This window comes from Paraburkholderia sp. JHI869 (genome assembly GCF_038900775.1).
In the GTDB taxonomy this organism is placed as follows: domain Bacteria; phylum Pseudomonadota; class Gammaproteobacteria; order Burkholderiales; family Burkholderiaceae; genus Paraburkholderia.
Genome location: NZ_JAYMSC010000015.1, coordinates 19,795 through 41,388, shown reverse-complemented (window position 1 = coordinate 41,388; position 21,594 = coordinate 19,795). Strand labels below are relative to the sequence as shown.

Annotated in this window: 19 protein-coding genes; 5 read left to right on the top strand and 14 right to left on the bottom strand. The window is 67.8% G+C overall.

Annotated features, from left to right (window positions below; genetic code table 11):
- The first annotated feature begins 15 nt into the window (after positions 1-15).
- The 4 genes from VSR72_RS24195 to VSR72_RS24180 all read left to right on the top strand — a co-directional run bounded on the left by VSR72_RS24195 (position 16) and on the right by VSR72_RS24180 (position 3,732).
- On the top strand, positions 16-588 hold the full coding sequence (locus VSR72_RS24195; RefSeq protein ID WP_342954873.1) for a chromate transporter: 573 nt from the start codon (positions 16-18) through the stop codon (positions 586-588).
- Positions 585-1,154: a chromate transporter gene (locus tag VSR72_RS24190; protein ID WP_342954872.1), complete on the top strand. Its 570-nt coding sequence runs from the start codon at positions 585-587 to the stop codon at positions 1,152-1,154. Before VSR72_RS24195 ends, VSR72_RS24190 begins: the two co-directional genes overlap by 4 nt.
- A gap of 129 nt (positions 1,155-1,283) precedes the next feature.
- Complete coding sequence (locus VSR72_RS24185) at positions 1,284-1,613, top strand: DUF4148 domain-containing protein (RefSeq protein ID WP_342954871.1); 330 nt, start codon at positions 1,284-1,286, stop codon at positions 1,611-1,613.
- A 319-nt stretch (positions 1,614-1,932) separates the two neighbouring features.
- Complete coding sequence (locus VSR72_RS24180) at positions 1,933-3,732, top strand: trypsin-like peptidase domain-containing protein (RefSeq protein WP_342954870.1); 1,800 nt, start codon at positions 1,933-1,935, stop codon at positions 3,730-3,732.
- Positions 3,733-3,967: 235 nt separating this feature from the next.
- On the opposite strand, the gene VSR72_RS24175 is transcribed toward VSR72_RS24180, so the two are convergent.
- Genes VSR72_RS24175 through VSR72_RS24165 form a run of 3 tightly spaced genes read right to left on the bottom strand, consistent with a single transcriptional unit; the run spans position 3,968 to position 6,124 of the window.
- Positions 3,968-4,822, bottom strand: coding sequence for an anti-sigma factor (locus tag VSR72_RS24175; protein WP_342954869.1), 855 nt, complete (start codon positions 4,820-4,822; stop codon positions 3,968-3,970).
- Positions 4,819-5,337 carry a sigma-70 family RNA polymerase sigma factor gene (locus tag VSR72_RS24170; RefSeq protein WP_342954868.1) on the bottom strand — a complete coding sequence of 173 codons (519 nt, stop codon included), beginning with the start codon at positions 5,335-5,337 and terminating at the stop codon, positions 4,819-4,821. Before VSR72_RS24170 ends, VSR72_RS24175 begins: the two co-directional genes overlap by 4 nt.
- 55 nt (positions 5,338-5,392) lie before the next feature.
- Positions 5,393-6,124 (bottom strand): transcriptional regulator, encoded by a 732-nt coding sequence (locus VSR72_RS24165; protein WP_342954867.1) that lies wholly within the window; start codon positions 6,122-6,124, stop codon positions 5,393-5,395.
- 267 nt (positions 6,125-6,391) lie between these two features.
- Here VSR72_RS24165 and VSR72_RS24160 point away from each other — a divergent pair, with 267 nt between their 5' ends.
- Entirely contained in the window at positions 6,392-8,584 is a 2,193-nt protein-coding gene (locus VSR72_RS24160; protein WP_342954866.1) for a hypothetical protein, read from the top strand.
- A 12-nt stretch (positions 8,585-8,596) separates the two neighbouring features.
- On the opposite strand, the gene VSR72_RS24155 is transcribed toward VSR72_RS24160, so the two are convergent.
- The 11 genes from VSR72_RS24155 to aroQ form a co-directional block, all read right to left on the bottom strand.
- Positions 8,597-9,574, bottom strand: coding sequence for a diguanylate cyclase (locus tag VSR72_RS24155; RefSeq protein WP_342955009.1), 978 nt, complete (start codon positions 9,572-9,574; stop codon positions 8,597-8,599).
- 181 nt (positions 9,575-9,755) lie between these two features.
- On the bottom strand, positions 9,756-10,781 hold the full coding sequence (locus tag VSR72_RS24150; RefSeq protein ID WP_342954865.1) for a chemotaxis response regulator protein-glutamate methylesterase: 1,026 nt from the start codon (positions 10,779-10,781) through the stop codon (positions 9,756-9,758).
- Positions 10,778-13,081, bottom strand: a complete 2,304-nt coding sequence (locus tag VSR72_RS24145; protein ID WP_342954864.1) for a hybrid sensor histidine kinase/response regulator — start codon at positions 13,079-13,081, stop codon at positions 10,778-10,780. The genes VSR72_RS24150 and VSR72_RS24145 overlap by 4 nt, the downstream gene beginning before the upstream one ends.
- Positions 13,078-13,770, bottom strand: a complete 693-nt coding sequence (locus VSR72_RS24140) for a chemotaxis protein CheW (RefSeq protein ID WP_342954863.1) — start codon at positions 13,768-13,770, stop codon at positions 13,078-13,080. Before VSR72_RS24140 ends, VSR72_RS24145 begins: the two co-directional genes overlap by 4 nt.
- Complete coding sequence (locus VSR72_RS24135; RefSeq protein WP_342954862.1) at positions 13,763-15,238, bottom strand: CheR family methyltransferase; 1,476 nt, start codon at positions 15,236-15,238, stop codon at positions 13,763-13,765. Before VSR72_RS24135 ends, VSR72_RS24140 begins: the two co-directional genes overlap by 8 nt.
- Positions 15,235-15,729, bottom strand: coding sequence for a chemotaxis protein CheW (locus VSR72_RS24130; protein ID WP_342954861.1), 495 nt, complete (start codon positions 15,727-15,729; stop codon positions 15,235-15,237). Before VSR72_RS24130 ends, VSR72_RS24135 begins: the two co-directional genes overlap by 4 nt.
- A gap of 13 nt (positions 15,730-15,742) precedes the next feature.
- A complete protein-coding gene (locus VSR72_RS24125; protein ID WP_342954860.1) occupies positions 15,743-17,416 on the bottom strand; it encodes a methyl-accepting chemotaxis protein in 1,674 nt (557 codons plus the stop codon).
- Positions 17,417-17,761: 345 nt separating this feature from the next.
- Positions 17,762-18,430, bottom strand: a complete 669-nt coding sequence (locus VSR72_RS24120; protein ID WP_133187290.1) for a TetR/AcrR family transcriptional regulator — start codon at positions 18,428-18,430, stop codon at positions 17,762-17,764.
- A gap of 121 nt (positions 18,431-18,551) precedes the next feature.
- A complete protein-coding gene (locus VSR72_RS24115; RefSeq protein ID WP_342955008.1) occupies positions 18,552-19,850 on the bottom strand; it encodes an MFS transporter in 1,299 nt (432 codons plus the stop codon).
- Between the two features lie 141 nt (positions 19,851-19,991).
- Complete coding sequence (locus VSR72_RS24110; RefSeq protein ID WP_342954859.1) at positions 19,992-20,891, bottom strand: shikimate dehydrogenase; 900 nt, start codon at positions 20,889-20,891, stop codon at positions 19,992-19,994.
- Entirely contained in the window at positions 20,888-21,343 is a 456-nt protein-coding gene (gene aroQ, locus VSR72_RS24105; protein ID WP_342954858.1) for a type II 3-dehydroquinate dehydratase, read from the bottom strand. Before aroQ ends, VSR72_RS24110 begins: the two co-directional genes overlap by 4 nt.
- Positions 21,344-21,594: the final 251 nt, after the last annotated feature.

Below are 21,594 nucleotides of genomic sequence, written 5' to 3'. Positions count from 1 at the left end.
CTTTACGCCATTCCCGTGACCGCTTCCACGCCACACGTCTCGCCGCGACCCACGCTGCCCGGACTCTTTCTGATATTCAGCCGCATTGGTTTGACGAGCTTCGGCGGCGGCTTGAGCGGCTGGCTGTTGCGCGAATTCGTTCAGGATCGCAACTGGATCAGCGAAGAAGACTTCCTCAATGGGCTCGCCATCTCGCAGGCGCTGCCCGGCATCAACGTAAAGAACATGGCGATCTGGATCGGGCATCGGCTGTTCGGCTGGCGCGGCGCCGCCGTGGCCGTGACGGGTATCGTAGTGCCGCCCGCGTGTCTGATCATCGTGATTGGCAGCGTAGTCGGCGCGCTCATCTTCCATCCGCTCACGCAGATTCTGATCGCGGGCGCCGCCGCCGCGGCCACGGGATTGTCACTGTCGATGGGGATCGTCACCGCACGACGCGTACGGCGGCAAGCGCTGCCGCTGCTGCTCATGGCGGCGACTTTTCTTGCGATCGGCGTTCTGCGTTTGTCGCTGGTTTGGGTGGTCCTGACGGGCGGCACCGTGAGCGTGCTCTACGAATACGTGACGATCCGCCGGGGTACGCGATGAAGGCACGCCTGCTCGGTCAGCTAGCCGCCATTTTCGCGCCACTTTCGCTCGTGACGATCGGTGGCGGCCAGGCGATCGTCGCGGAGATCCAGCGCCAGGTCGTGGAAGTGCATCCATGGATGACGCATTCGCAATTCGCCGCCGACTTCGCGATTTCGCGCATGGCCCCCGGACCCGGCTCGCTGCTCGTCACGCTGATTGGCTGGCAGGTTGCCGGGTTCTGGGGCGCGCTCGTGGCGACCGCCGCGCTCTTGCTGCCAACCGGCATCCTCATCTACGGCATCACGCATATCTGGGGCCGCTATCAGGGCGCGGCGTGGCAATTGGCGCTCGAGCGCGGCCTGCGTCCCATTGCGGCCGGCATGATGCTCGCGGCGGGCTGGGTGCTGCTCGAATCGCTGAACGGCGGCCTGCCCGCGAAAGCGATTGCCGTCGTGTCGCTTTGCGTGCTGCTCCGAACGCGAGTCAGTCCGCTCGTGCTTCTCCTCGCCGGCGCGCTTGCGCTCGTTGGTGTCAGCCTGATCGGCGCGGGTCTGCCGCATTGGTTCCAGGTGCAGCTCACGTAGAAAAACGCGCGCTGTTACAACTCCACGGGAATAGCAGCCCACCCTTTGCGGTATACCCATTGCAGTCTCCGTTGATGCGACCGTGCTTAAGCCGGTCGCCGAACCATGCTATTTAATCAGGAGTTCGAAATGAATACCCGCCGCCCGCTTTTCGCCTTGCTCGTCGTGACTGCTTCCATTGGCGCTATTTCCACCGCGTCCGCGCAGGGACTCACGCGTGCTCAGGTGCGCCAGCAGTTGATCGAAGCGCAGGCCAACGGCTCGCAATTCGTGACCGATAGCTCGTATCCCGACGTGAGCCCCATCTTCGCGCAGCAAGTCGCGCATGCGAAGGCACAGCAGCAACAGCAGCAGCCCAGCGGCATGGGCGCACCCATGCAGGGCACGAGCGACGCCGGCGCACCGCATACGACTTGCGTCGGGCCGGTCAGCTTCTGCAACATCTATTCGGGTAGCTGAAAGCGCTCGCCGGATCCCGCCAGCCGCCCAGCCACACCCGAACGCCCCGCTCGCGACGAGCGGGGCGTCTCGCGCGCTTTTTCGGCGCCACCCCTCTCGCCCCCGAACGTCCGTCCTGACCAGCCGTAACGTCAGCAAAGCGTCATCTTCGATGCGCCGCGCATGCGCCGTCACGCCGATGTGCCGCTTTGCGTGCGCTACAGGACAAACCCTGCCCCCCAATTGTCTTGCGGCGTAACTACACTATGGTCATCGGCATTCGTTTGCTATCCGCGTTCGCGTGCCGCCCGCCAGCACGATGACCACTGGGAGGTGTGCTGTGCTCCGCCTGATCTTCACCCGCCAATCGCGCCCCGCGGCCGCGCTTACCCTCGCGCTTGCCAGCGCTTTCTGTTTCGATGCGAACGCCGCGACGCCTGCGCCGGCCACCGCCAAGCCGCCCGCCAGCAAAGCCGCCGCCGACAAGGCCGCTAACGACAAGGCGGCAAGCGAAAAGACAGCGGCGCAGAAGGCCGCCGCCGAGACATCTGCGCCGGCGGCGGCCACACCCGACTTCTTCTCGCTCGCCGAGCGCTACGGCCCCGCCGTCGTGCACGTGATCGCGCGCAGCGCCGACGACCAGTCCGCGCCGCCCGAGCAGGAAGCCATCGACGCCGACGATCCCTTCTTCGCGTTCTTCACGCGCGCGCCGAAGCCGGCGTCCGAAGCCGAGACCAGCGGGCCGCGCGTGATGACCGGCGCGGGCTCCGGGTTCATCGTCAGCCCCGATGGCGTCGTGCTCACCACGGCGCACGTCGTCGACAGCGCCCAGGAAGTCACCGTGCGGCTCACAGACAAGCGCGAGTTCAAGGCGGAAGTGGTCGCCGTCGACCCGCAAAGCGACGTTGCCGTGCTGCAGATCGACGCCCACGATCTGCCGTTCGTGAAACTCGCCGACGCGGCGAAGGTGCATCCCGGCGAGCCGGTGCTCTCGATCGGGTCGCCGGACAGCTATCAGAACACCGTGACGACGGGCATCCTCAGCGCGACCTCGCGCACGCTGCCCGACGGCAAGGCTTTTCCGTTCCTCCAGACCGATGTGGCCGTCAACCCAGACAACTCCGGCGGGCCGATCTTCAATCGCGCGGGCGAGGTGATCGGCATCGACGTGCAGATCTACGCGGACGGCGGCCGCTACGAAGGCCTGACCTTCGCGATTCCGATTGACGCGGCCAACCAGTTCCGCGCCCAGTTGCAGGCGCGCAAGGCGGCGCCCGCCGGCAGCGCCACTGCGGCGAACGCGGGCAGCGGAGCAAACGCCGGCAATGGCGGCAATGGCGGCACGATCCGCACCTTCGGCATGCAGGTGGAAGACGTGAGCCCTGGGCTTGCGGCGGCGCTCGGCTTGCCGCACGCGGGCGGCGCGCTCGTCGACTCCGTCGATCCCGCCTCGCCGATCGGCAAAGCCGGCATCCGGGCCGGCGATGTGATCGTGCAGGTCGGCACCAAGCCCGTCGACCGGGCCGCGACGCTGGCCGCCGCGCTCGCCGCCGTACCGCCGGCTACGCCGGCCTCGCTCAAGGTGATCCGCAACCGGCAGCCGGCGGTGGCGGGCTTCTCGAACACGGCGTTCGAAGCCAAAACAGACGATGCGGCTGCGGCAGGGGTAGCAGCGGGGGCCGCAGGCGCACCAGCGGCACAAGCAACCGAAGCCGCGCAGGCGGCGGAAAAGACCGACGCGCCGGTCGCGCCCGCGGTCGGAGATGCGGCCGGCAAGGCGCCGCCGGCTAACGTGCACGCCGTCAAGACGGTGATGACGGACACCGCCGCGCCGCTCGCTCAACCCGCGAGCGCGCAGGCCCCGCGCCATGCCGCTGACCGCCTCGGTCTGATCGCGCACGCGCTGAGCGCCGAGGAAAAACGCTCGACCGGGCTGCCGCTCGGCTTGATGGTCGAAGCCTCGACTGGGCCCGCCGCGAGCGCGGGTGTGAGGGCCGGCGACGTCGTGCTGTCGATCGACGACACGCTGGTCGAGTCGCAGGAGGACGCCCTCGCGCTCGAGGCCAAAGCGACGAAGAGTATGTCGCTGCTGATTCAGCGGAATAACGCGCGCAGTTTTGTTGCGGTGAAACTTCGGTGAGGCACTCGTAGCAAGCGCGGCATGGCGGTGTGGCCATGTCTGCGCTCTGCGGGTGTTTGAGGCTTGATTCGCGGTTCTTGGCGCTTTGGCGTTTCCTTGTGTTCGTGTCGGTCTGCCTGGGTTGCCGCTGTGCGGGGCGGCACTGGGGTAACGCATGCACACCGACGCGAATTCAAGGAAAGGCCAATGGGTTAAGAACCACGTCAAAGCACCCCAAAAAACTCAAACCGCCCCCTCACTGCGGCGTCAACTGCGCATAAACATCATGCGCGAGCTGCAACAACGCCTTGCGGTCGATACCGCCGGAAAGCGCATAGCCGAAGTCCCCGTCCACCCAATAAAACACGTTCACCGGCCCATCCTGATACAGCTTGAACGCGGTCGTGTTGGCGCTCGCCTTGCGATGCGAGATACAGAGCGTCACGCGCTCGCCGCGCGCATTGTGATACATGAACTGCGCGACTTCGCCACCGTCGTCGGCCGGCAACAAGCGCCCGCCCGAAAGCTCGAAGCCGCTTTTCGAGAGCATCGGCGCGCGCACATTGGTGCCGAGCCGGCTCGTGAGCCACTTCACGAAGTCCTGCTCCTGGCTGTCGCCCATCGTGTCGGGCCGCACCACCGTCGGCATGTAGACCACGTGCGCAAGCGCCGCTTGCTGGGCGAAGCGCATGGGGCTATCAGCGCTCACCGCGCGCAACTCACCGCCGCCAGCCGCGCCAGCGGGTGCGCCCGCGCCGCTCATGCCGTAGTGCATGCCCCAGCCGATTCCCACGCCCAGCACCAGCGTCGCCGCGAGGCCCGCGAAGCGCGGCCAGTTCGCCGCCGGCCGCGCGTTTTGCACCGCCTGCACCGTTTGCACCTCGGGCTCAGGCGCGGCCATGCGCAGGCGCGCGGGCAGCGGCTCGTTGAGCACACGGTCGTAACGCTCGTGCAGCAGGTTGTTCAGCGCGAAGAAGTCGCTCGCGCGCGCGGCAAGCTCGGGGTTGCGCTCGAGTTCACGTTCCACATCGGCGCGGCGCGCCTCGGAAAGCGTGCCGTCCACGTAGGCGTGGATCTCGTCTTGCGTGACTGGATTTTGTTGATCGCTCATCGCACCACCTTCAGATTCGCACGCGGGACGGAACCGGCCATGAGCGCGCGCAGGCGCTCACGTCCCCTCGACAGACGCGACATGACCGTACCGATCGGTATGTCGAGCGCCAATGCGACATCGGCGTAACTCATTTCCTCCAGTCCTACCAGAAGCACCACTTCGCGCTGCTCCACGGGCAGGCGCTGCAGCGCGAAATCCAGATCGCGCACTTCGAGCGCGCTTGTTTGCGTGGCGGGCACTGCATAGTCGGTTTCGGGCACGCTGTCGTCGTCGACGGAAACGTGCGCGCCGCGCGCCGCCGACTTGCGTACCTGGTTCACGAAGATGTTGTGCATGATCGTGAAAAGCCACGCGCGCAGGTCGGTGCCCGAACGAAACAGCTCCGTGCGGGCGATCGCGCGCTCGAGCGTGTCCTGCACGAGGTCGTCGGCGAGCTCGCGGTTGTTGATCAGTGCGCGCGCATAGCGGCGCAGGCGTGGCACGTGTTCTATCAGCTCGTCACGGATGTCCATGTTTCATCCTGGATTGCTGCAAAGGTCATTGCGTGGTTTGCATCGTCGGGCAGGTTCATGATCCTTCGCTCTCGCCCACCCGCGGCGTGGCGAGCGTCGCGAGATCCGCTGCGCGCATCAAGCCGCGCGTTTGCGCGTTGCCCGCGAGCACCCAGCGCGTACCGCGCTCGCGCCACATCAAAAGCCGCAGCGGTCCGGCGCGGTGCGCGCTCCATTGGGGCGCTGCGCCCGCCAGCCAGGCGCGAGTCGCGAGCAGCACCACACGCTCGCCCTGGTTGTTTTCGTAGACATAGCGCTGCGCGCTCGCGAACGGGCCAACCCGCACTTCGCCGCCACCGAGATAGCGCAGGCCCGCGGCGCCGAAATCGAATGGCGCACGTGCCGGACCTGTTTCCAGAACCTGAGGCTGCGCGTTTTCGGCCTCCATCAGCGCCATGACCGCGGCATTGTTCAGCGCTTGCTGAGACGGCTCGGTCACGGCAACCCACGCCAACGCGGCGGCCGCCAGCGCCAGGGCGGCAGCGAGAGCGATAGCGTAGCGCAACACGCGCATGCGCCGAGCCGGAGCGGTGCGCGAGAGCGCCGAGAGCGCCGCCTGCGCTGGGTAGGCATCGCGGATCTGGGCGTTCAGGCGCCGGTAGAACAGGATGCGATGCCATTCGCCGGGCTTGCCCGCGAGGTAGCGCCGCACGTGCGCTGCCCGCGCGCCGGCAAGCGTGCCGTCGCTATAGGCCTGGATATCGGCTTCGGAAACCGGCGGCTCGTCGAGCGGCCCGCGGAACTTCATGATCGTGGAGCAATGCTGATTGGGTGGCGATGCGGGGGCTAACACGCGGCAGGCGCGGATTATTCCTCCGTGCGGCGAAATTCCGTTTTTTGCGCCGCGCCCAAGCGATTTTGCGCCGCGTGGGCAGCGCATTCATCGCATCGGCATAAAAAAACGCCACATTACCCGCATTGAATAATATTTGAATTATTTCCTTAAAAGCGCGTGCGAGCATCACGCCCAACTGCCGCACACCCTGCGGCAGGTTCGTGATTTACGGGAATTCAAGTGAAAAATGCTGCTCGCCTCATTGCCTTGTCGTTTGCGCTGCAAGGTCTCGTCATTCAACCCTCCGTTGCGCAAAGCACGCTCAACTACACCACGTCCTGGATCGGCAACAGCTTCGGTTTCGGCGACGGCAAATGGATGCAGCAAGACGTGGAGGCGATCGCCGTCGCACCCGATGGCACCGTCTACGCGAACGCGCCCTGGGACGAAAGCGGCAGCGAGATCGGCGTCTACCGCGGCGGCGACAAGCTCGCCGTGGCCGGCAACACGCATGGCTGGGGCAACGCGGGCGGCGACGCCATCGCGGTGAACAGCACCTACGTGTATGCCGCGATGTCGATCGGCAACCAGAGCAACGGGCTCGTGGGCGCGGACTATCCGCCCGCGAACCAGACCTGGTTCGGCGTGACGCGCCGCCTGCGCTCCGACACGACGCAGGGCGCGCCGTTCGCAAGCGGCATTGGCAACAGCGCGAACGCGACGAAAAACAGCTTCCTGCGCGTGCTCGCCGCGCAAAGCGGCAGCGACGGCGCCGTGCGCGGCCTCGCCGCCACCGACGCCGAGTTGTACGTTTCCGATACCGCGGACAACCGCATCGTGGTCTACGACGCGCAAACCATGCGTCAACTGCGTTCGTTCACCGTGCCCACGCCGGGCCGCATTGCACTCGCGAGCGACGGCACGATGTGGCTGATCCAGGGCTTGCAGGACGCAAGCGGCCCGAGCATCGGTCACTACCGCGCGGACGGCACCGCGCTCAACGACGCGCCCGTACTGCCCACGGGCACCGTGCCCACCGACCTCGCCTTCGCGCCTTCGGGCCAGCTCGCGATTGCCGACAACGGGCCCTCGCAGCAGATCCTGCTCTACGCGCGCACGTCGGGCGGCCAGATGGCGGCGGCCGGCTCGCTGGGCACGCGCCAGGGCGTCTTTCACGTCGTGGAGGGCAAGCCCGGCGACTGGCGCTTCAACGGCATCGCGAGCCTTGGCTACGACCAGGCGGGCAACCTGTACGTCGCGCAGAACGGCCAGGGGCCGCGGCCGTACGGCACCGCGCTCGTCGGCCAGGGCGCGGTGCTCGAGAGCTACGCGATGGGCACGCGCACACTGAGCTGGCGCCTCGATGGCCTCACCTTCGTCGATGCCGCTGCCTTCGACCCCGCCAACTCCGCAAACGTCTTCACCGGCTCGAAGCGCTTCACGCTCGACTACAGCCAGGCGCCCGGCAAGCAATGGACCTATGCGGGCTTCACGCTCAACCGCTTCGCCTATCCCGACGATCCCGCGCTGCACTCCACGCGCGGCGTGCGCGGTTCGCCCATGGTGCGCCGCTTCAATGGCCGGCGGTTCCTCTACACGCTCGACCAGTACGCGCACTACCTGAACATCTACCGCTTCTCGCCCGCCACCGACGGCGAAGTTGCGATTCCCTCAGGCCTGCTCGCCCAGAACCCGATGCCGGGCACCTGGCCCGCTGGCCAGCCGGCCTACGGCGAGTGGTTGTGGCGCGACGCGAACGGCGACGGCCACGTGGACGCCAGCGAAATCACCTCGAACCCCTCGACGGGCGCAACGGTTGGCAACGGCTACTGGTGGGTGGACACGCCTGGCAACGTGTGGCTAGCCACGCCGCTCTCAGGCATTCGCGAGATGCCGATGCAAGGGCTCGACGCGCAGGGCAATCCCCAGTACACCTATGCATCGTCGAAGATGTTCCCGATGCCGGCGCCGTTCAACCGCATTGCGCGCATCGTCTACGTCGCCGAAACCGATACGATGTACATCACCGGCTTCACCGCGAACATTCCGTGGGACGCGTCGCACTGGAAGGAAGCCGGGCCCGTGCTCGCGCGTTACGACAACTGGTCGAGCGGTTCGCCCACGCTCACGTGGCAGACGTCGCTGCCCTGGAACACGAGCAGCAGTCCGCAGTTGACGACGGTAGGGATCGCCGTGGCAGGCAACTATGTGTTCATCGCCGAGCTATACACGCAGAAGATCGACGTGTACGACGCGCGCAGCGGCCAGATCGTCGGCTCGATGACGCCGGGCGCCAACGTGGGCAACACGAGCGGATGGGTGGACATCTATATGGGCATGAGCGCGGCGCAGCGCGATAACGGCCATTACGTGGTGCTCGTGGAGGACGACGCGCGCGCGAAAATCCTCATGTACGACTGGACGCCGGGTTAAGGCGCGTCGGCTTTATGCGCGCCCCGACACGTGAGTAGAGAACGCCACACGATTGCGCCCGTCGCGCTTGGCCCGATAAAGGGCGGCGTCGGCTTCCTCGACCAGCGCCGTTTCCGCGAGCCCCAGCGCGGGCGTGAGCGTGGCCACGCCGATGCTGATCGTGAGGTGCTCGCTCACGGCGGAGCCCACGTGCGGCAGAGCGAGCCCCGCCACGTCGCGGCGCATTTTCTCGGCGAGCAGCCGCGCGCCCGCGCTACCCGTGCCCGGCAGCACAACGGCGAACTCCTCGCCGCCGAAGCGCGCCACGAGGTCGCGCGGCTGACGTATCTCGCGGCGGATCGTCGTCGCCACCGAGCGCAGCACGTTGTCGCCCGCCACGTGGCCGTAGGTGTCGTTGTAGGGCTTGAAGTAATCCACGTCGATCATCAGCAGCGAGACTTCGGTGCGCTCGCGCTCCGCGCGTTTCCACTCGGCGCTCAGGAATTCGTCCAGATAGCGCCGGTTCGACAGTCCCGTGAGGCCATCCGAATGCGTGAGGCGGCGCAGTTCGAGGTTCGCGCGGAGCAGTTCCTGCTGCGAGCGGCGCAGCGCGCGATACGCCTCATCGCGCTGAAGCATGCTTACATAGGATCGCGAATGATATTTCACACGGGCGATCAGCTCGACGCTGTCCGGGAGCTTGACGAGGTAGTCGTTCGCGCCCGATGCGAACGCCGCGCTCTTGATCGCGGGCTCTTCCTTGGTGGAGAGCACGATGATCGGCACGTCGCGCGTCGCATCGTTGGCGCGGTAGGCGCGCACGAGCGTGAGGCCGTCGGTGCCCGGCATCACGAGGTCCTGCAGGATCACGGTCGGGCGCACTTCCTCGGCGGTGCGCACGGCCTGGTCGGGATGCGCGCAATAGTGGAAGTCGATCTCGCGCTCGCTTGCGAGCGCCCGGCGCACGGCCTCGGCCACGATCGCCTGGTCGTCCACCAGCAGCACCATCATCGGCAGGTCGGCGGCGGGCAGCGTTTGCTCCAGCGCGCTGCGCACGGCCTCCAGCGCGACGGCGAGCGAAGCGTCGTCGGCGCTGCCGGAGTCGAGGCCGGTGCTGTCGGCAACGTGTGCGGTGGTTGGAAGAGTGGACTTCTCGGTCATGATGTCGGTCGCGTCTCGTGATGGCTGGCGTCTAGCCGGCAGATTGATGCGGTGATGTCACCCGGCTCGCAAGCTCGGGGGCGATGGCGCCAAGCGGCAGAATCGCACGCGCGGCGAAGAGCGCGGCGGCCGCCTTGGGCATGCCGTATACGGCGCTCGTCGCCTCGTCCTGGGCGATGGTGTGCCAGCCCTTGGCGCGCATCGCCTTCAGGCCGATGGCGCCGTCGCGCCCCATGCCCGTGAGCAGCACGCCGATCGCGTCGCCCGTCCAGCACTCGACGAGGCTGTGAAAGAACGTATCGACGGAGGGACGGTAAGGCGTGTCGGCCGGCTCGCGAGTGTAAGCCAGCTTACCGCCGGCTGTCATGCACAGATGATCGTTGGTCGCGGCGAGCAGCACGCAGCCGGGCGCGGGCTGCTCCCCTTCGAGCGCGATGCGCACCGTGAGCGGCGTCTGGCCGTCGAGCCAGGCGGCCATGCCCGCGGCGAACGACTGGTCCACGTGTTGCACGATCACGATGCCCGCGCCGAAACTGGCGGGCAGCGCACCGAGCACGGTGGCGAGCGCGCTGGGACCGCCCGCCGAGGCGCCGATCGCGACGAGCGGCGCTGTCGGCACGCCGGGCGCTGTGAAGGCCGGCGCGCGCGCAGCGAAATCGAGCACGCCGGACACGCGCCCGATCTGCTCGATCTTCGCGAGCAGCAGGTCCATCGTGCGGCGCGTGTCGGGTCCGGCGAGCGTGGGCGTGTCCACGGCGTCGAGCGCGCCCGCGCCCATCGCCTCGTACACGCGCCAGGCGTTCGCGCCCACGCTGCTCGTGACGATCAGGATGGGGCACGGCGAGCGCGCCATGATCTGCCGCGTGGCCTCCACGCCGTCGATCTTCGGCATCACGAGATCCATGAGGATCACATCGGGCACCTGCGCCGCGCAGAACTGCACCGCTTCCTCGCCGTTCGCAGCGACCCACAGCACGCGATGGCCCGGCCGCGTCGCGATGGCCTGACGCAGCGCCTCGACCGCTAGCGGCATGTCGTTGGCGATACCGATTTTCATCCTATCGACTCCCCGATCAGGTCGTTCACGGCGTCGAGCAGCGCTTCGTCGTGGAAGCTGCCCTTGGTCAGATAGTAGTCGGCGCCCGCATCGAGACCACGCCGCCGGTCGTCTTCACGATCCTTGTACGAGACGATCATCACCGGCACGTTGCGATGCTGCGCGTCGCCCTTGATCATCGTGACGAGTTCGATGCCGTCCATGCGCGGCATGTCGACGTCGGTGATGACGAGGTCGAAGTGCGCGTTGCGCAAGGTGTTCCAGCCGTCCATGCCGTCCACTGCCACTGTCACGTCGTAGCCGCGTTTTTCGAGCAGCTTGCGCTCCAGCTCCCGCACCGTCAAGGAGTCCTCGACAACGAGAATGCGCTTGCGTGCGCGCGCGCCGTCGTGTGCGCCGCCACGCGTCACGCCCGCGAGCTGGCCGTCGCGCACGAGACGCCCCACCGACGTCACGATGTCTTCCACGTCGACGATCAGCGCGACCTCGCCGTCGTCGAGCAGCGCCGCTGCCGAGACGTTGCGCACCTTGCCCAGACGCGCATCGAGCGGCTGCACGGCGAGCGTGCGCTCGCCCGCGAAGCGGTCCACGGCCACGCCATAGAGGCCTGCCTCGCTGCCCACCAGCACGACGTTCAGATCTTCCGTGGCCGCGGGTTCCGCGCCCGCGCCGAGCAACTGACGCGCAGTGACGAGCCCCACAGGGCGCCCTTCGAAGGCAATGTGCTGCTGCCCTTCGAGCATCTCGATCGTGCTGCGCGGCACGCTGAGCGCGCGGCGCACGTGCGCGAGCGGAAAGGCATAGGCTTCGCCCGCGACCTCGACGATCAGGCTGCGCACCACCGAGAGCGTGAGCGGCAACTGCAATACGAAGCGCGTGCCCTGCCCCGCCGCGCTCTCGATGCGCACCGTGCCGCGCACAGCCTTCGCGAAGTTCTGCACGGCGTCGAGCCCGACGCCGCGCCCCGACACGTCGGTGACGGTGTCGCGCAGCGAGAAGCCTGGCAGCAGCAGGAAGTCGAACAGCTCGGCGTCGGACATCGCGGCGACGGCCTGGGGCTGCGCGAGCGAGCGCGCGACGATGCTCGCGCGCAGTGCGTCCAGATCGATGCCCGCGCCGTCGTCGGCCACGGCGATCAGCAGCTTGCCCGCGCTATGGCGTGCTTCGAGCGTGAGGCTGGCTTCTTCGGGCTTGCCGGCGCGCCGTCTTGTTTCGGGGTCCTCGATACCGTGATCGAGCGCGTTGCGCAGCAGATGGCCGAGCGGCGCATCGAGCATTTCGAGGATGTCGCGGTCCACCTGCGTCGACTCGCCGGCAACTGCGAAGCGCACGCGTTTGCCGAGCGAACGCGCCAGGTCGCGCACGACACGCGGATAGGTGTGCGCCGTGTCGCCGAACGGCCGCATGCGGCATTGCAGCGCCTCGTCGTAGAGACGCTGCGCGAGTTGCGTGCCGCGCCGGTCGATGCGATCGACATCGTCGAATCGTTCGGATAGCTGACGATCCAGCGACGCAATCGCGTCGCGAATACCTGAGAGCGCAGCGCGCGCGTCGGCGTCGAGATCATCTCCGTGGCGCTCCTGAAACTGCCCCAGCGCGGCGAGCACGTCACCCTGCGCGCGGCGCGTGCGCAAGAGACCGTCCGCGAACGGTCGCATACGGCGCGACTCCACCAGCGATTCGCCCGCGAAGCCCAGCAAGCGGTCGAGCGTGCCGGCGCGCACGCGCAGCATGCGCTCGGCGTCGGCCGAACGCGGTTGCGAGGGTTGGGCCAAGGGCGTGGGTTCCACGCTGCCAGACGCCACAGCTTCACGCTGCGGCTGAGGCTCGGGCAGACGCAGCGAAGCCGCAAGCGCTGCGATGTCGTCGGCCTCGGGCGCGCGTGCGCTCGCGGCAGCATCGGCCGCGAGCGGCTGCACCCCGCTCCGCAGGCGCGCAACGAATGCCTCGACCGTCTCGCGCGAAAGCGGCGGCGCTGCGGCATCGCCCGCCGCGCCCAGCAAGTCGATGCCGACGAGCAGTGTATCGATGCGCGCCGCGTCGATACGCAACGCGCCTTGCTGCGCGGCCACGAAGCAATCCTCCATCGCACTCGCCACCTCGACCGCCTCCGGCAGCCCGACGATGCGCGCCGCGCCCTTGAGCGAGTGGGTGGCGCGCATGCAGGCTTCGAGCGTCGCTGCATCCTCGGGCGCGGATTCGAGCGCGAGCAGGCCCGCGGAAAGCGTGCGCGTTTGCGCTTGCGCCTCCTCATGGAAGAGGTCGAGCAGCGAGCGGCGGCTCAGTTCGTCGTCGCTCATCGCAAACTCCTTGCAAGCGCATCGAATAACACCTCGGCATCGAGCACGCCCACCGAGCGCCCGCGCCAGTGCGTCACGCCGCGCACATGCCGCCCCGCCGATTGCGCGAGCGTGGCGGGCGCGGGCAGAAGCGCGTCGGCGGCGAAGCTCGTTACGCCCTCCACGGCGTCGACGGGAAACGCCGTCGTCGCGCCCGACCATTCGGTCACGAGCAGGCGCGGCGTGGCGGCGCGCGCCTGTGCGCCGGGCGCGGCGGCTTCGATACGCAGGAGCGCAGCCAGCGACACCGCGAGCGTGAGCACGCCGCGCACGTTCACGACGCCCAGCACGGCGGCGCTGCGCCGGTGCGGCAGCGTGTGGATGGCGCGCGCCTCGTCCACCTGGCGCAGCGCGGTGGCGGGCAGCGCGAGCCACTCCGCGCCCACGCGGAACACCAGTGAGCCTTCGAGGCTCGCCTGCTGGCCCGCAGGCTCAGGCGCGCGTTCGGGCGCAAGCGCCGAAGGGGCAAGCGGCGCGGGCCGGTCAAGCATGCGCGCCGCTGCGTCCTCGAAAACCGGGCAATTCAGGCAACGCACGCACGTTGCGAGGCGCGGGCACGAGTTGTCGCCGAGCGTGCCGATGGTCTTCCAGCATTGTTCGGGCGGTTGCGCTGCCAGCACCAGGTCCTCTGTGAATTCGCGCTCAGGCATGCGTGCCTCCCGCGTCCGGTTCGCCGTGCTGCGCCCCCGCCTGTGCCGCGCGCTGCGCCCGGCGCATCAGGCGGCGCGCACCTTCGCCATCGCCCTGCACTTCGAGCAGCGCGGCCAGATGCGTGAGCGCTTCGTAGTGCGAAGGCTCCAGATAAATGGCCTTGCGATAGTGCGCAAGCGCTTCGGAAGCACGGCCCTGCGCATCGGCGATCAGACCGAGCAGATACCACGTGCCCGCGTTCTGCGCCAATGCCTTTGCCGCTTGCGCGGCGAGGCGTTCGGCCTCGTCGAGCGCACCCGCATCGGCGAGGCGCCGCGCGTCGGCGAGCGTGGCTTCAGGCGTTGAACCGGTGGACTGCGCGCCCGCCGCAGGTGCGCTCATCACGGCCGCGGCGCGCGGAGCGGGCGCACCGTGCAAGGGCCGCAGCGAGAGCCGCGGCGGCGCGGGCCGACGTGACGGCGTGGCCAAGGGTGCGTCGAGCGGCGTGAACACCGCCGCGCTGCCGAGTGCGGGCGCCGCTGCCGTGGCGGCGATCACCGGCAGCGGCGTGAGCGCGGGCGGAACGGCTGCCGCCGGGCTCGCCGGATGATGATCCACCGCCGCGCCGGGTTCAGGCGTGCGAAAACCGAACGCGAGCGGAATATAGGCGGACACCATCTCATGGCGCATCATCAGCCCCGTTTCCGCCGGTCCGACGAAAATCATGCCGCCCGCCGTGAGGCGCGCACGCAGGAGGTCGATTGCGCGGTCCTGCGAGGCGCGGTCGAAATAGATCAGCACGTTGCGGCAGAAAATGAAGTCGTAGCGCACCGGGTGCGGGGCGAGCCATTCGAACAGGTTCGCGCGCTCGAAGGTCACGGCGCGCCGCACCGTCGCGGCGATCCGCCATCCTTCGGGCGTCGCCTCGAAGTAGCGCTCGCGAAACGCGAGGCCGTCGCCGCGAAACGCATTGCGCCCGTACACGCCGTGCGCGGCCGCCGCAATGGACTGGGCGCTGATGTCGATCGCGTCGATGGCGAACTGCTCGTGCGTGAGGCCCGCGTCGAGCAGCGCCATGGCCGCCGAGTACGGCTCTTCGCCGCTCGAGCATGGCGCGCTCAGCACGCGCAGCACTTCGCCCGGCTGCGCAGCCAGGCGCTTCGCGCCAAGGCGCGCGAGCGCGGCGAACGCCTCCCGCTCGCGGAAGAACCAGGTCTCGGGCACCACGAGCGCGTCGATCAGCGCCTGGCGCTCGGCGGGCGTCGTGGTGAGGTGCTGCCAGTACGCTTCGCGCGCCCACTCGGGCAGCACCGCGCCGCTCATCCACTCCTTGCGCGTGAGCGCCGGATGCAGATCGGCATGGACCTCGAGCGTCGCCGCCGCCCGTGCGCCCACCGCGCGCGCGAGCGCGTTGGCGCCCAGCGATTCGGCGTCGATGCCGGTTTCGTCGAGCAGCCAGGCAGCGAAGCGCGGATCGGCCTGTCTCATGGCGCGCCTTGCCACGAAGGCGGATCGGGAAAGAGCAGCGCTCGCACGCGCGCGTCGAGCAGTTGGGCGACTTTCACCCACTGCACGAAACCGCGCTCGTCGCGCGCGACAGGGCCAAGCCAGCGCGCCTCGGGCGTGGCGATGCCGCCTTCGGCAAAGCGATCGGGCGCGATGGACTGCGTGCGCGTCGCGCTTTCGAGCAGCAGCGCGAGGCGGCGCGGCGGCGCATGAGCGGCAGCCGTGTGCGCGTCGTCGCCACGATCATGCACGAGCACGAGCCGTGTGGACATGAGCGCGCGCGCGGGCCGCCCGAGCGCGAGCATCGGCAGATCGACCACGGGCACGGGCGCGCCCTCGTAGTCGATCACGCCGGCGATATACGCGGGCGTGCCCGGAAACGCGCGCACGGGAGCCAACGGCAGCACATGCGCGATCTCGCGGGCATCGAGCGCGTAACGCTCGCCGTCCAGTTCGAACACCAGGAAGAGCATCGCCGCTCCCGCGTCACGCGTCGATCCTGAACCGCGACACGCCGGTGCGCAGTTCGTTGGCGACGAGCGTGAGATTGTCGATGGCCTGCGACGACTGGCGCAGCGACTCCGCCGTCTGCTGGGCGGCTTCGGAAAGCTGCGTGAGCGCCTGGGTGATCTGCTCGGCGCTCGTGGCCTGCGCCTGCATGCCGTCGTTCACGACCTGGAAGCGCGGCGCGAGCGTCTGCACCGCGCCGATGATCTGCGAAAGCTGCGCGCCCACGGCCTGCACGTCGTGCATGCCGCGCCGCACTTCTTCGGCGAACTTGTCCATGCCCATCACGCCCGCCGACACCGCCGACTGAATCTCCTTCACGGTCTGCTCGATGTCGTAGGTGGCCACGGCCGTCTGGTCGGCGAGGCGCCGGATCTCGGTGGCGACCACCGAGAAGCCGCGTCCGTACTCGCCCGCCTTCTCCGCTTCGATCGCCGCGTTCAGCGAAAGCAGGTTGGTCTGGTCGGCCACCTTCGTGATCGTCGCCACGACTTGATTGATGCTCACCGCCTTCTCGTTGAGGATGGCGAGCTTCGCGTTCACCGAGCCCGCCGCCTCCATCACGCTGCGCATGGTGTCTTCCATGTGCGTGAGGCCGCTCTGGCTCGTGCTGGCGAGCCCGGCCGACTGCTCGGCCACCGTCGCCACCTCGCTCATGGTGCGCACGAGGTCACGCGCCGTGGCGAAAATCTCGCGCGAGGTCGCGCCGATCTCGGTCGTGGTGGCTGCCGTCTCGCTCGCCGTGGCCTGCTGCTCCTTCGAGGTCGCGGCGACTTCGGCCACCGAAGTCGTGACCTGCAGCGACGACTTCTGCGCCTGGGCCACGAGGCTCGCCAGTTCGTCGCTCATGCGGTTGAAGCCGTCTTCCAGCACGCCGAATTCGTCGCCGCGGTTGAGTTCCAGCCGCTGCGAGAGGTTGCCGGTGCGCATGGAGTCGTGCACCTCCACGAGCCGCGCCATCGGCACCGTGATCGCGCGATACAGCGCGTAGCCCGTGGCGAGCGCGGCGAGGAGGACTACGCCCAGCGCCGTGGCGAGGGTGATCTCCGTACCCGTGACCGAGCCGCGGATGGTTTGCGCGGACTCGTCGGCCTGCTGACGGTTTTCGGCGACGAGCGTGTTGGCCGTGGCGAGCACCTCCTGCCACACCGGGCCGATCTGCATGAACGCGGCCTGGGCCGCCGGGCGCGACGCGGGCAACTGGCTCGCTACCGCCTTCGCCATCGGCAGATAGCGCGCATAGGCGTCGCGAAAACGCTGGTAGCGCTCGCGGTCGTCGGCTCGAAAGACCGTGCGTTCGTACTGCCGTGCGTTCTCCTCCACCTGCGCCATGGCCGCGGGCAGGCTGGCCACGTCCCGGGCAATGCTGTCCGAGTCGGCATCGACGAAGGCCGCGCGCTCGACGAGGCTGTAAGTCTGGTTCGCCGCCGCCCGCAGCGACGTCGCGTAGAACAGGCCCGGCACCGAATCGTGCGTGAGGCTCATCGCCTCGCTGTCGATGGCGCGCAGGCGATCCCAGGAGATCGCAGCCATCGCGAGCATCAGCACGAACAGCAAGCCGAAGCTGAGAACGATGCGCGTGCCGAGGGTGTAACGACCCTGAGTCTGTCGAGGCAGGCCGGCTTGGCCGGAACGGGGCATGGCGGTGCTCATTGCGCTAAAGGCTCTCCGGTGGCGTGGACCGGCGCACCGCCCCTGCCGGCAAGGCGGGGCGCGGCTGCGCCGGGTGAGGCCGCGCGCGGCGGCCTCGACCGCCGTAGTGTAATGCGTTTGCGCACTTTTATGGGACAAGCGAGACTAGCTGTCAGCCACGCACGACGGGGCTTACCGGGATTTTGGAGATGAATTGGCGGCGTTTTCCGGAGCGCGTTGGTCACACTGCGCAGGACCGCGCGACGCGGTGCGGGGATGCGGGCACGCCTCGGCCAATGCGTCACGCATCGGCAGGCGCACTCGAAGTGGCCGAGGCAGCCAGGGGCCCGGGCTTCCGGGCCCGGCTTACTTCTTCACGAAACGCAGCGTGGCGTCGACAACCATCTCACGATGGCGCGCACGCAGGCGCGGGTGCGACGGGTCGCGCCCGAAGGCTGCGCCGAACGTATGGCGGTTGCCCACGCGGTGAAAGCACATCGAGCTGATGAGCAAGTGCAGGTCGATAGGATCGATGTCTTCGCGGAACGCACCGCTCGCCACGCCCCGCGCGAGCAGGTCTTCGATCGTGCGGATCGCGCTGGCGTTGCGGCTGCGGAAAGTCTTCAGGCGCTCGATGTACTTCGCGCCGTGAATGTTCTCGATCGTCACGAGGCGCACGAAGTCGCGGTGGCGGTCGTGATAGTCGAAGGTGAATTCGACGAGCCGCCGCAGGCCTTCCGTGGGGTCCAGTTCGTCGATGTGCAGGTCCAGTTCGAGCGCGCGGATGTCGCCGTAGACCTTGTCGAGCACCGCTTCGTACAGCCCTTCCTTGCTGCCGAAGTAGTAATACAGCATGCGCTTGGTGGTGTTGGTGCGCTCGGCGATCGCGTCTACACGCGCGCCAGCGAGACCCATGGCCGAGAACTCGGCCGTCGCCACTTCGAGGATATTGCGCTTGGTCTGCTCGGGATCGTACTTGCGCCGGCTTTCGGATTGAGCATCGTTGCGTTCGGCCGAAGCCGCCGGTCTTGCCATGTTTTTTGTGGCCCGCAGCAGGGAAGGAATGCGGGCGATTCTAGCACGCGGGGCGCGGCCCTTTATCAGGCGCCGCGCCCCGCAATCCAGCCGAAAGCCGCGCGGACGCGGCCTGCGAGCCTTACAGCTCGATGCGCTTGATATCGCCCACGATGAAGATATACGAGGCCGCGCCGATCAGCGCGATCACGCCGATGAACACCAGCGCCCAGACGAACGAGCCCGTTGCGCCCACGATCAGCCCCACGACCAGCGGCGTGATGATGCCCGCGAGATTGGCCGCCAGGTTGAAGATGCCACCCGTGAGACCGAGCATGCCGGCCGGTGCGATATCCGAGACGAGCGTCCAGCCGAGCGCGGCCATGCCCTGCGCGAAGAACGCCACCGAGAGGATCGCGATCACGGCGACGTTGCTCTCCACGAAGTTCGCAAGAATGATGGTCGAGGCGAGCAGCAGACCGGCGATGATCGGCAGCTTGCGCGCCACGTTGGCGGAGATGCCGCGGCGCAGCATCCAGTCGGAGAACGTGCCGCCGAACATCACGCCGATCGAAGCGGCGATGAACGGCATGATCGCGAAGAAGCCGATCTTGAGCCAGCCCATGTGGCGCTCGGTGGCGAGATAGGTCGGGAACCACGTGAGGAAGAACACGAGCGTGGAGTTGCCCGCGAACTGCCCGAGGCAGATGCCCGCAAGCTGACGGCGGCGCACGAGCTGGCCGGCCATGCGCCAGTCGAAGCCCTGCTTTTTCGGCTCTGCGGCAGCTTGCTGCGCGTCGGCCTTGCGCTCGTGGCGAGCGAGACCGCCGCCTGCCTCGATGTAGTCGAGCTCCGCGCGGTTCGCCGCCGGATGCTCGTGCGGCTCGCGATAGAGGAACCACCACACCGCGCCGAACACGATGCCCACGCCGCCCACCACGTAGAACAGCGAGCGCCAGCCATACGCACCCATCAGCGCGAACAGGAAGGGGCTGAAGAACGCCAGGCCGACGTATTCGCCCACCGTATAGGTGCCCGTGGCGAACGCGCGCTCGCTTTGCGGGAACCACGTGGCGACCACGCGGCTATTGGTCGGGAAGCACGGCGACTCCGCAGCGCCAAGGCCCAGACGGCAGGCGAACAGCGCACCCACGCCGCTGATGAAGCCCTGTGCGAGCGTGCACATCGACCACAGCGTCATCGAAAGCCAGTAGGTGAACTTGCTGCCGAAGCGGTCGAGGAACACGCCGCCTGGAATCTGCGCGACGACGTAGCTCCACGAGAACGCCGAGAACACGACGCCCATGAGCGCCGCGTTGATGCCCAGTTCCTTGGTGAGCTGCGGGGCGGCTATGCCGAGCACGGTGCGATCGAGGTAATTGATCATCGTGCCGACGGCCAGCAGGCCCAGGATGCGATAGCGCGCCTTCGAGCGGCGCATTGCGCCCTCGGCCGGCGCGGCTGCGGAAAGGTTCGGCGCGTCGCCGCGCCCCGTGGATACGGGTGGTGCCATGTCTTTCGTCTCCGGTATGTCGACGGGAAGTAACGCTTTAACGCTTAGTCCTGTCGAGCGCTGTCGTTGTTATTCGCCAGCGTTGGCCGCCAGCATTGATTGCAGATGCGCATACATGCGTTCCGCGTCGGGCTCGACACCCGTGAACAGCCGGAACGCATCCACTGCCTGGTACACCGCCATGCCGCCGCCGCTCAACGTGCGGCAGCCGCGCGCCTCGGCTGCTTCGAGCAGCGCCGTGCGGATCGGGAAATAGACGATGTCCGCCACCCACAGCCGCTCGTGCAGATACTCCGCAGGCAACGGCATGCCCGGCAGCTTCGCCATGCCGGTGGGCGTGGCGTGGATGAGGCCCGAGGCGTGCTGCAGCACGTCGCGCAGGTCGCCGCCAGCGCTCACGCGTGCGGCAGGAAAGCGCGCCTGCAATTCGCTGGCGAGCGACTCGGCGCGCGACGCGTCCACGTCGAACAGCGTGAGCGCTTTGGCGCCCATCTGCAGCGCCGCGTGCGCGACCGCCGCGCCTGCACCGCCCGCGCCCAGTTGCACCACCGCTTCGAGCGAGACATCGGGCAGGCCGCGCTGGAACGCGCGCGCGAAACCCGACCAGTCGGTGTTGTGGCCGATGCGCTTGCCGTCGCGGAACAACACCGTGTTCACGGCGCCGAGCGCGCGGGCGTCGTCGGAGAGTTCGTCGAGCAGTTCGATCACCGCCTGCTTGCACGGATACGTGATGTTCAGGCCGTCGAAGCCCATGCGCTCGGCGGCGAGCAACAACTCGGGGAGTGCTGCGGGCGTAAGCTTCAGCGCTTCGAGGTCGATACGACGGTATACATAGTTGAAGCCGAGTTCGCGGCCTTCCTGCTCCTGCATGGCGGGCGTGAGCGAGCCGCCGATGCCCGAGCCGATCAGACCGCAGAGAAACGATTGGGCGGTTGCGCGCGCGCCCAGCGCATTTTTTGCGTTGCTCATTTCGCCACCTTCTTTGCCAGCAGCGTGGCCATGCGCTCGAGCGCCAGCACATACCCCTGCGTGCCGCAGCCGACGATGATCGCCTCCGCAATGGGCGAAACGAAGGAATGGTGCCGGAACGCCTCGCGCTTGTGCACGTTCGAAATATGGACCTCGATCACGGGCTTGGCGATGGCGGAAAGCGCGTCGGCGATTGCCACGGACGTATGCGTGTAGGCGGCCGGATTGATGACGACGCCGTCCACGCGCGTACGTGCTTCATGAAGCCAGTCGATCAACTGATGCTCGGCGTTCGACTGGCGAAAATCGATCTCGAGCCCAAGACGCCCCGCCGCCTCGCGGCACAGGTTGGCAACGTCATCTAACGTTTCAGCACCGTAGATCGCGGGCTCCCGCGTTCCCAGCAGATTCAGGTTCGGTCCGTTCAGGACCAGCACCGAAGGCATTCCCATTGCATACACTCCAGAACAGCGTGACGACCGGCACGGCGCATGCTGAGGAACCGATGCATGCTTCACCGCATGGTCGCAAGTGTGCCGCGAAGCCGTCCACCGGTCACCTGGGGTTTGCCAGAATTTGTACTAACTAGTTAGTTTGGCGTATCCTTCGAACACTCCAGCGGCAAGTGCGTCTGCGGTGCGCCAGTTAGTTAAGCACCCGCCCCACGCCGCCGCGCCGGACCCTTGTTCAACATCGCAGTTGC

Bases quoted from the DNA above. Each gene is read 5' to 3' on its own strand.
- VSR72_RS24190 (WP_342954872.1), top strand. From the start codon at position 585: ATGAAGGCACGCCTGCTCGGTCAGCTAGCCGCCATTTTCGCGCCACTT.
- VSR72_RS24185 (WP_342954871.1), top strand. From the start codon at position 1,284: ATGAATACCCGCCGCCCGCTTTTCGCCTTGCTCGTCGTGACTGCTTCC.
- VSR72_RS24175 (WP_342954869.1), bottom strand. From the start codon at position 4,822: ATGAGCGATCAACAAAATCCAGTCACGCAAGACGAGATCCACGCCTAC.
- VSR72_RS24170 (WP_342954868.1), bottom strand. From the start codon at position 5,337: ATGGACATCCGTGACGAGCTGATAGAACACGTGCCACGCCTGCGCCGC.
- VSR72_RS24165 (WP_342954867.1), bottom strand. From the start codon at position 6,124: ATGAAGTTCCGCGGGCCGCTCGACGAGCCGCCGGTTTCCGAAGCCGAT.
- VSR72_RS24155 (WP_342955009.1), bottom strand. From the start codon at position 9,574: ATGATGGTGCTGCTGGTGGACGACCAGGCGATCGTGGCCGAGGCCGTG.
- VSR72_RS24150 (WP_342954865.1), bottom strand. From the start codon at position 10,781: ATGAAAATCGGTATCGCCAACGACATGCCGCTAGCGGTCGAGGCGCTG.
- VSR72_RS24145 (WP_342954864.1), bottom strand. From the start codon at position 13,081: ATGAGCGACGACGAACTGAGCCGCCGCTCGCTGCTCGACCTCTTCCAT.
- VSR72_RS24140 (WP_342954863.1), bottom strand. From the start codon at position 13,770: ATGCCTGAGCGCGAATTCACAGAGGACCTGGTGCTGGCAGCGCAACCG.
- VSR72_RS24135 (WP_342954862.1), bottom strand. From the start codon at position 15,238: ATGAGACAGGCCGATCCGCGCTTCGCTGCCTGGCTGCTCGACGAAACC.
- VSR72_RS24130 (WP_342954861.1), bottom strand. From the start codon at position 15,729: ATGCTCTTCCTGGTGTTCGAACTGGACGGCGAGCGTTACGCGCTCGAT.
- VSR72_RS24125 (WP_342954860.1), bottom strand. From the start codon at position 17,416: ATGAGCACCGCCATGCCCCGTTCCGGCCAAGCCGGCCTGCCTCGACAG.
- VSR72_RS24120 (WP_133187290.1), bottom strand. From the start codon at position 18,430: ATGGCAAGACCGGCGGCTTCGGCCGAACGCAACGATGCTCAATCCGAA.
- VSR72_RS24115 (WP_342955008.1), bottom strand. From the start codon at position 19,850: ATGCGCCGCTCGAAGGCGCGCTATCGCATCCTGGGCCTGCTGGCCGTC.
- VSR72_RS24110 (WP_342954859.1), bottom strand. From the start codon at position 20,891: ATGAGCAACGCAAAAAATGCGCTGGGCGCGCGCGCAACCGCCCAATCG.
- aroQ (WP_342954858.1), bottom strand. From the start codon at position 21,343: ATGGGAATGCCTTCGGTGCTGGTCCTGAACGGACCGAACCTGAATCTG.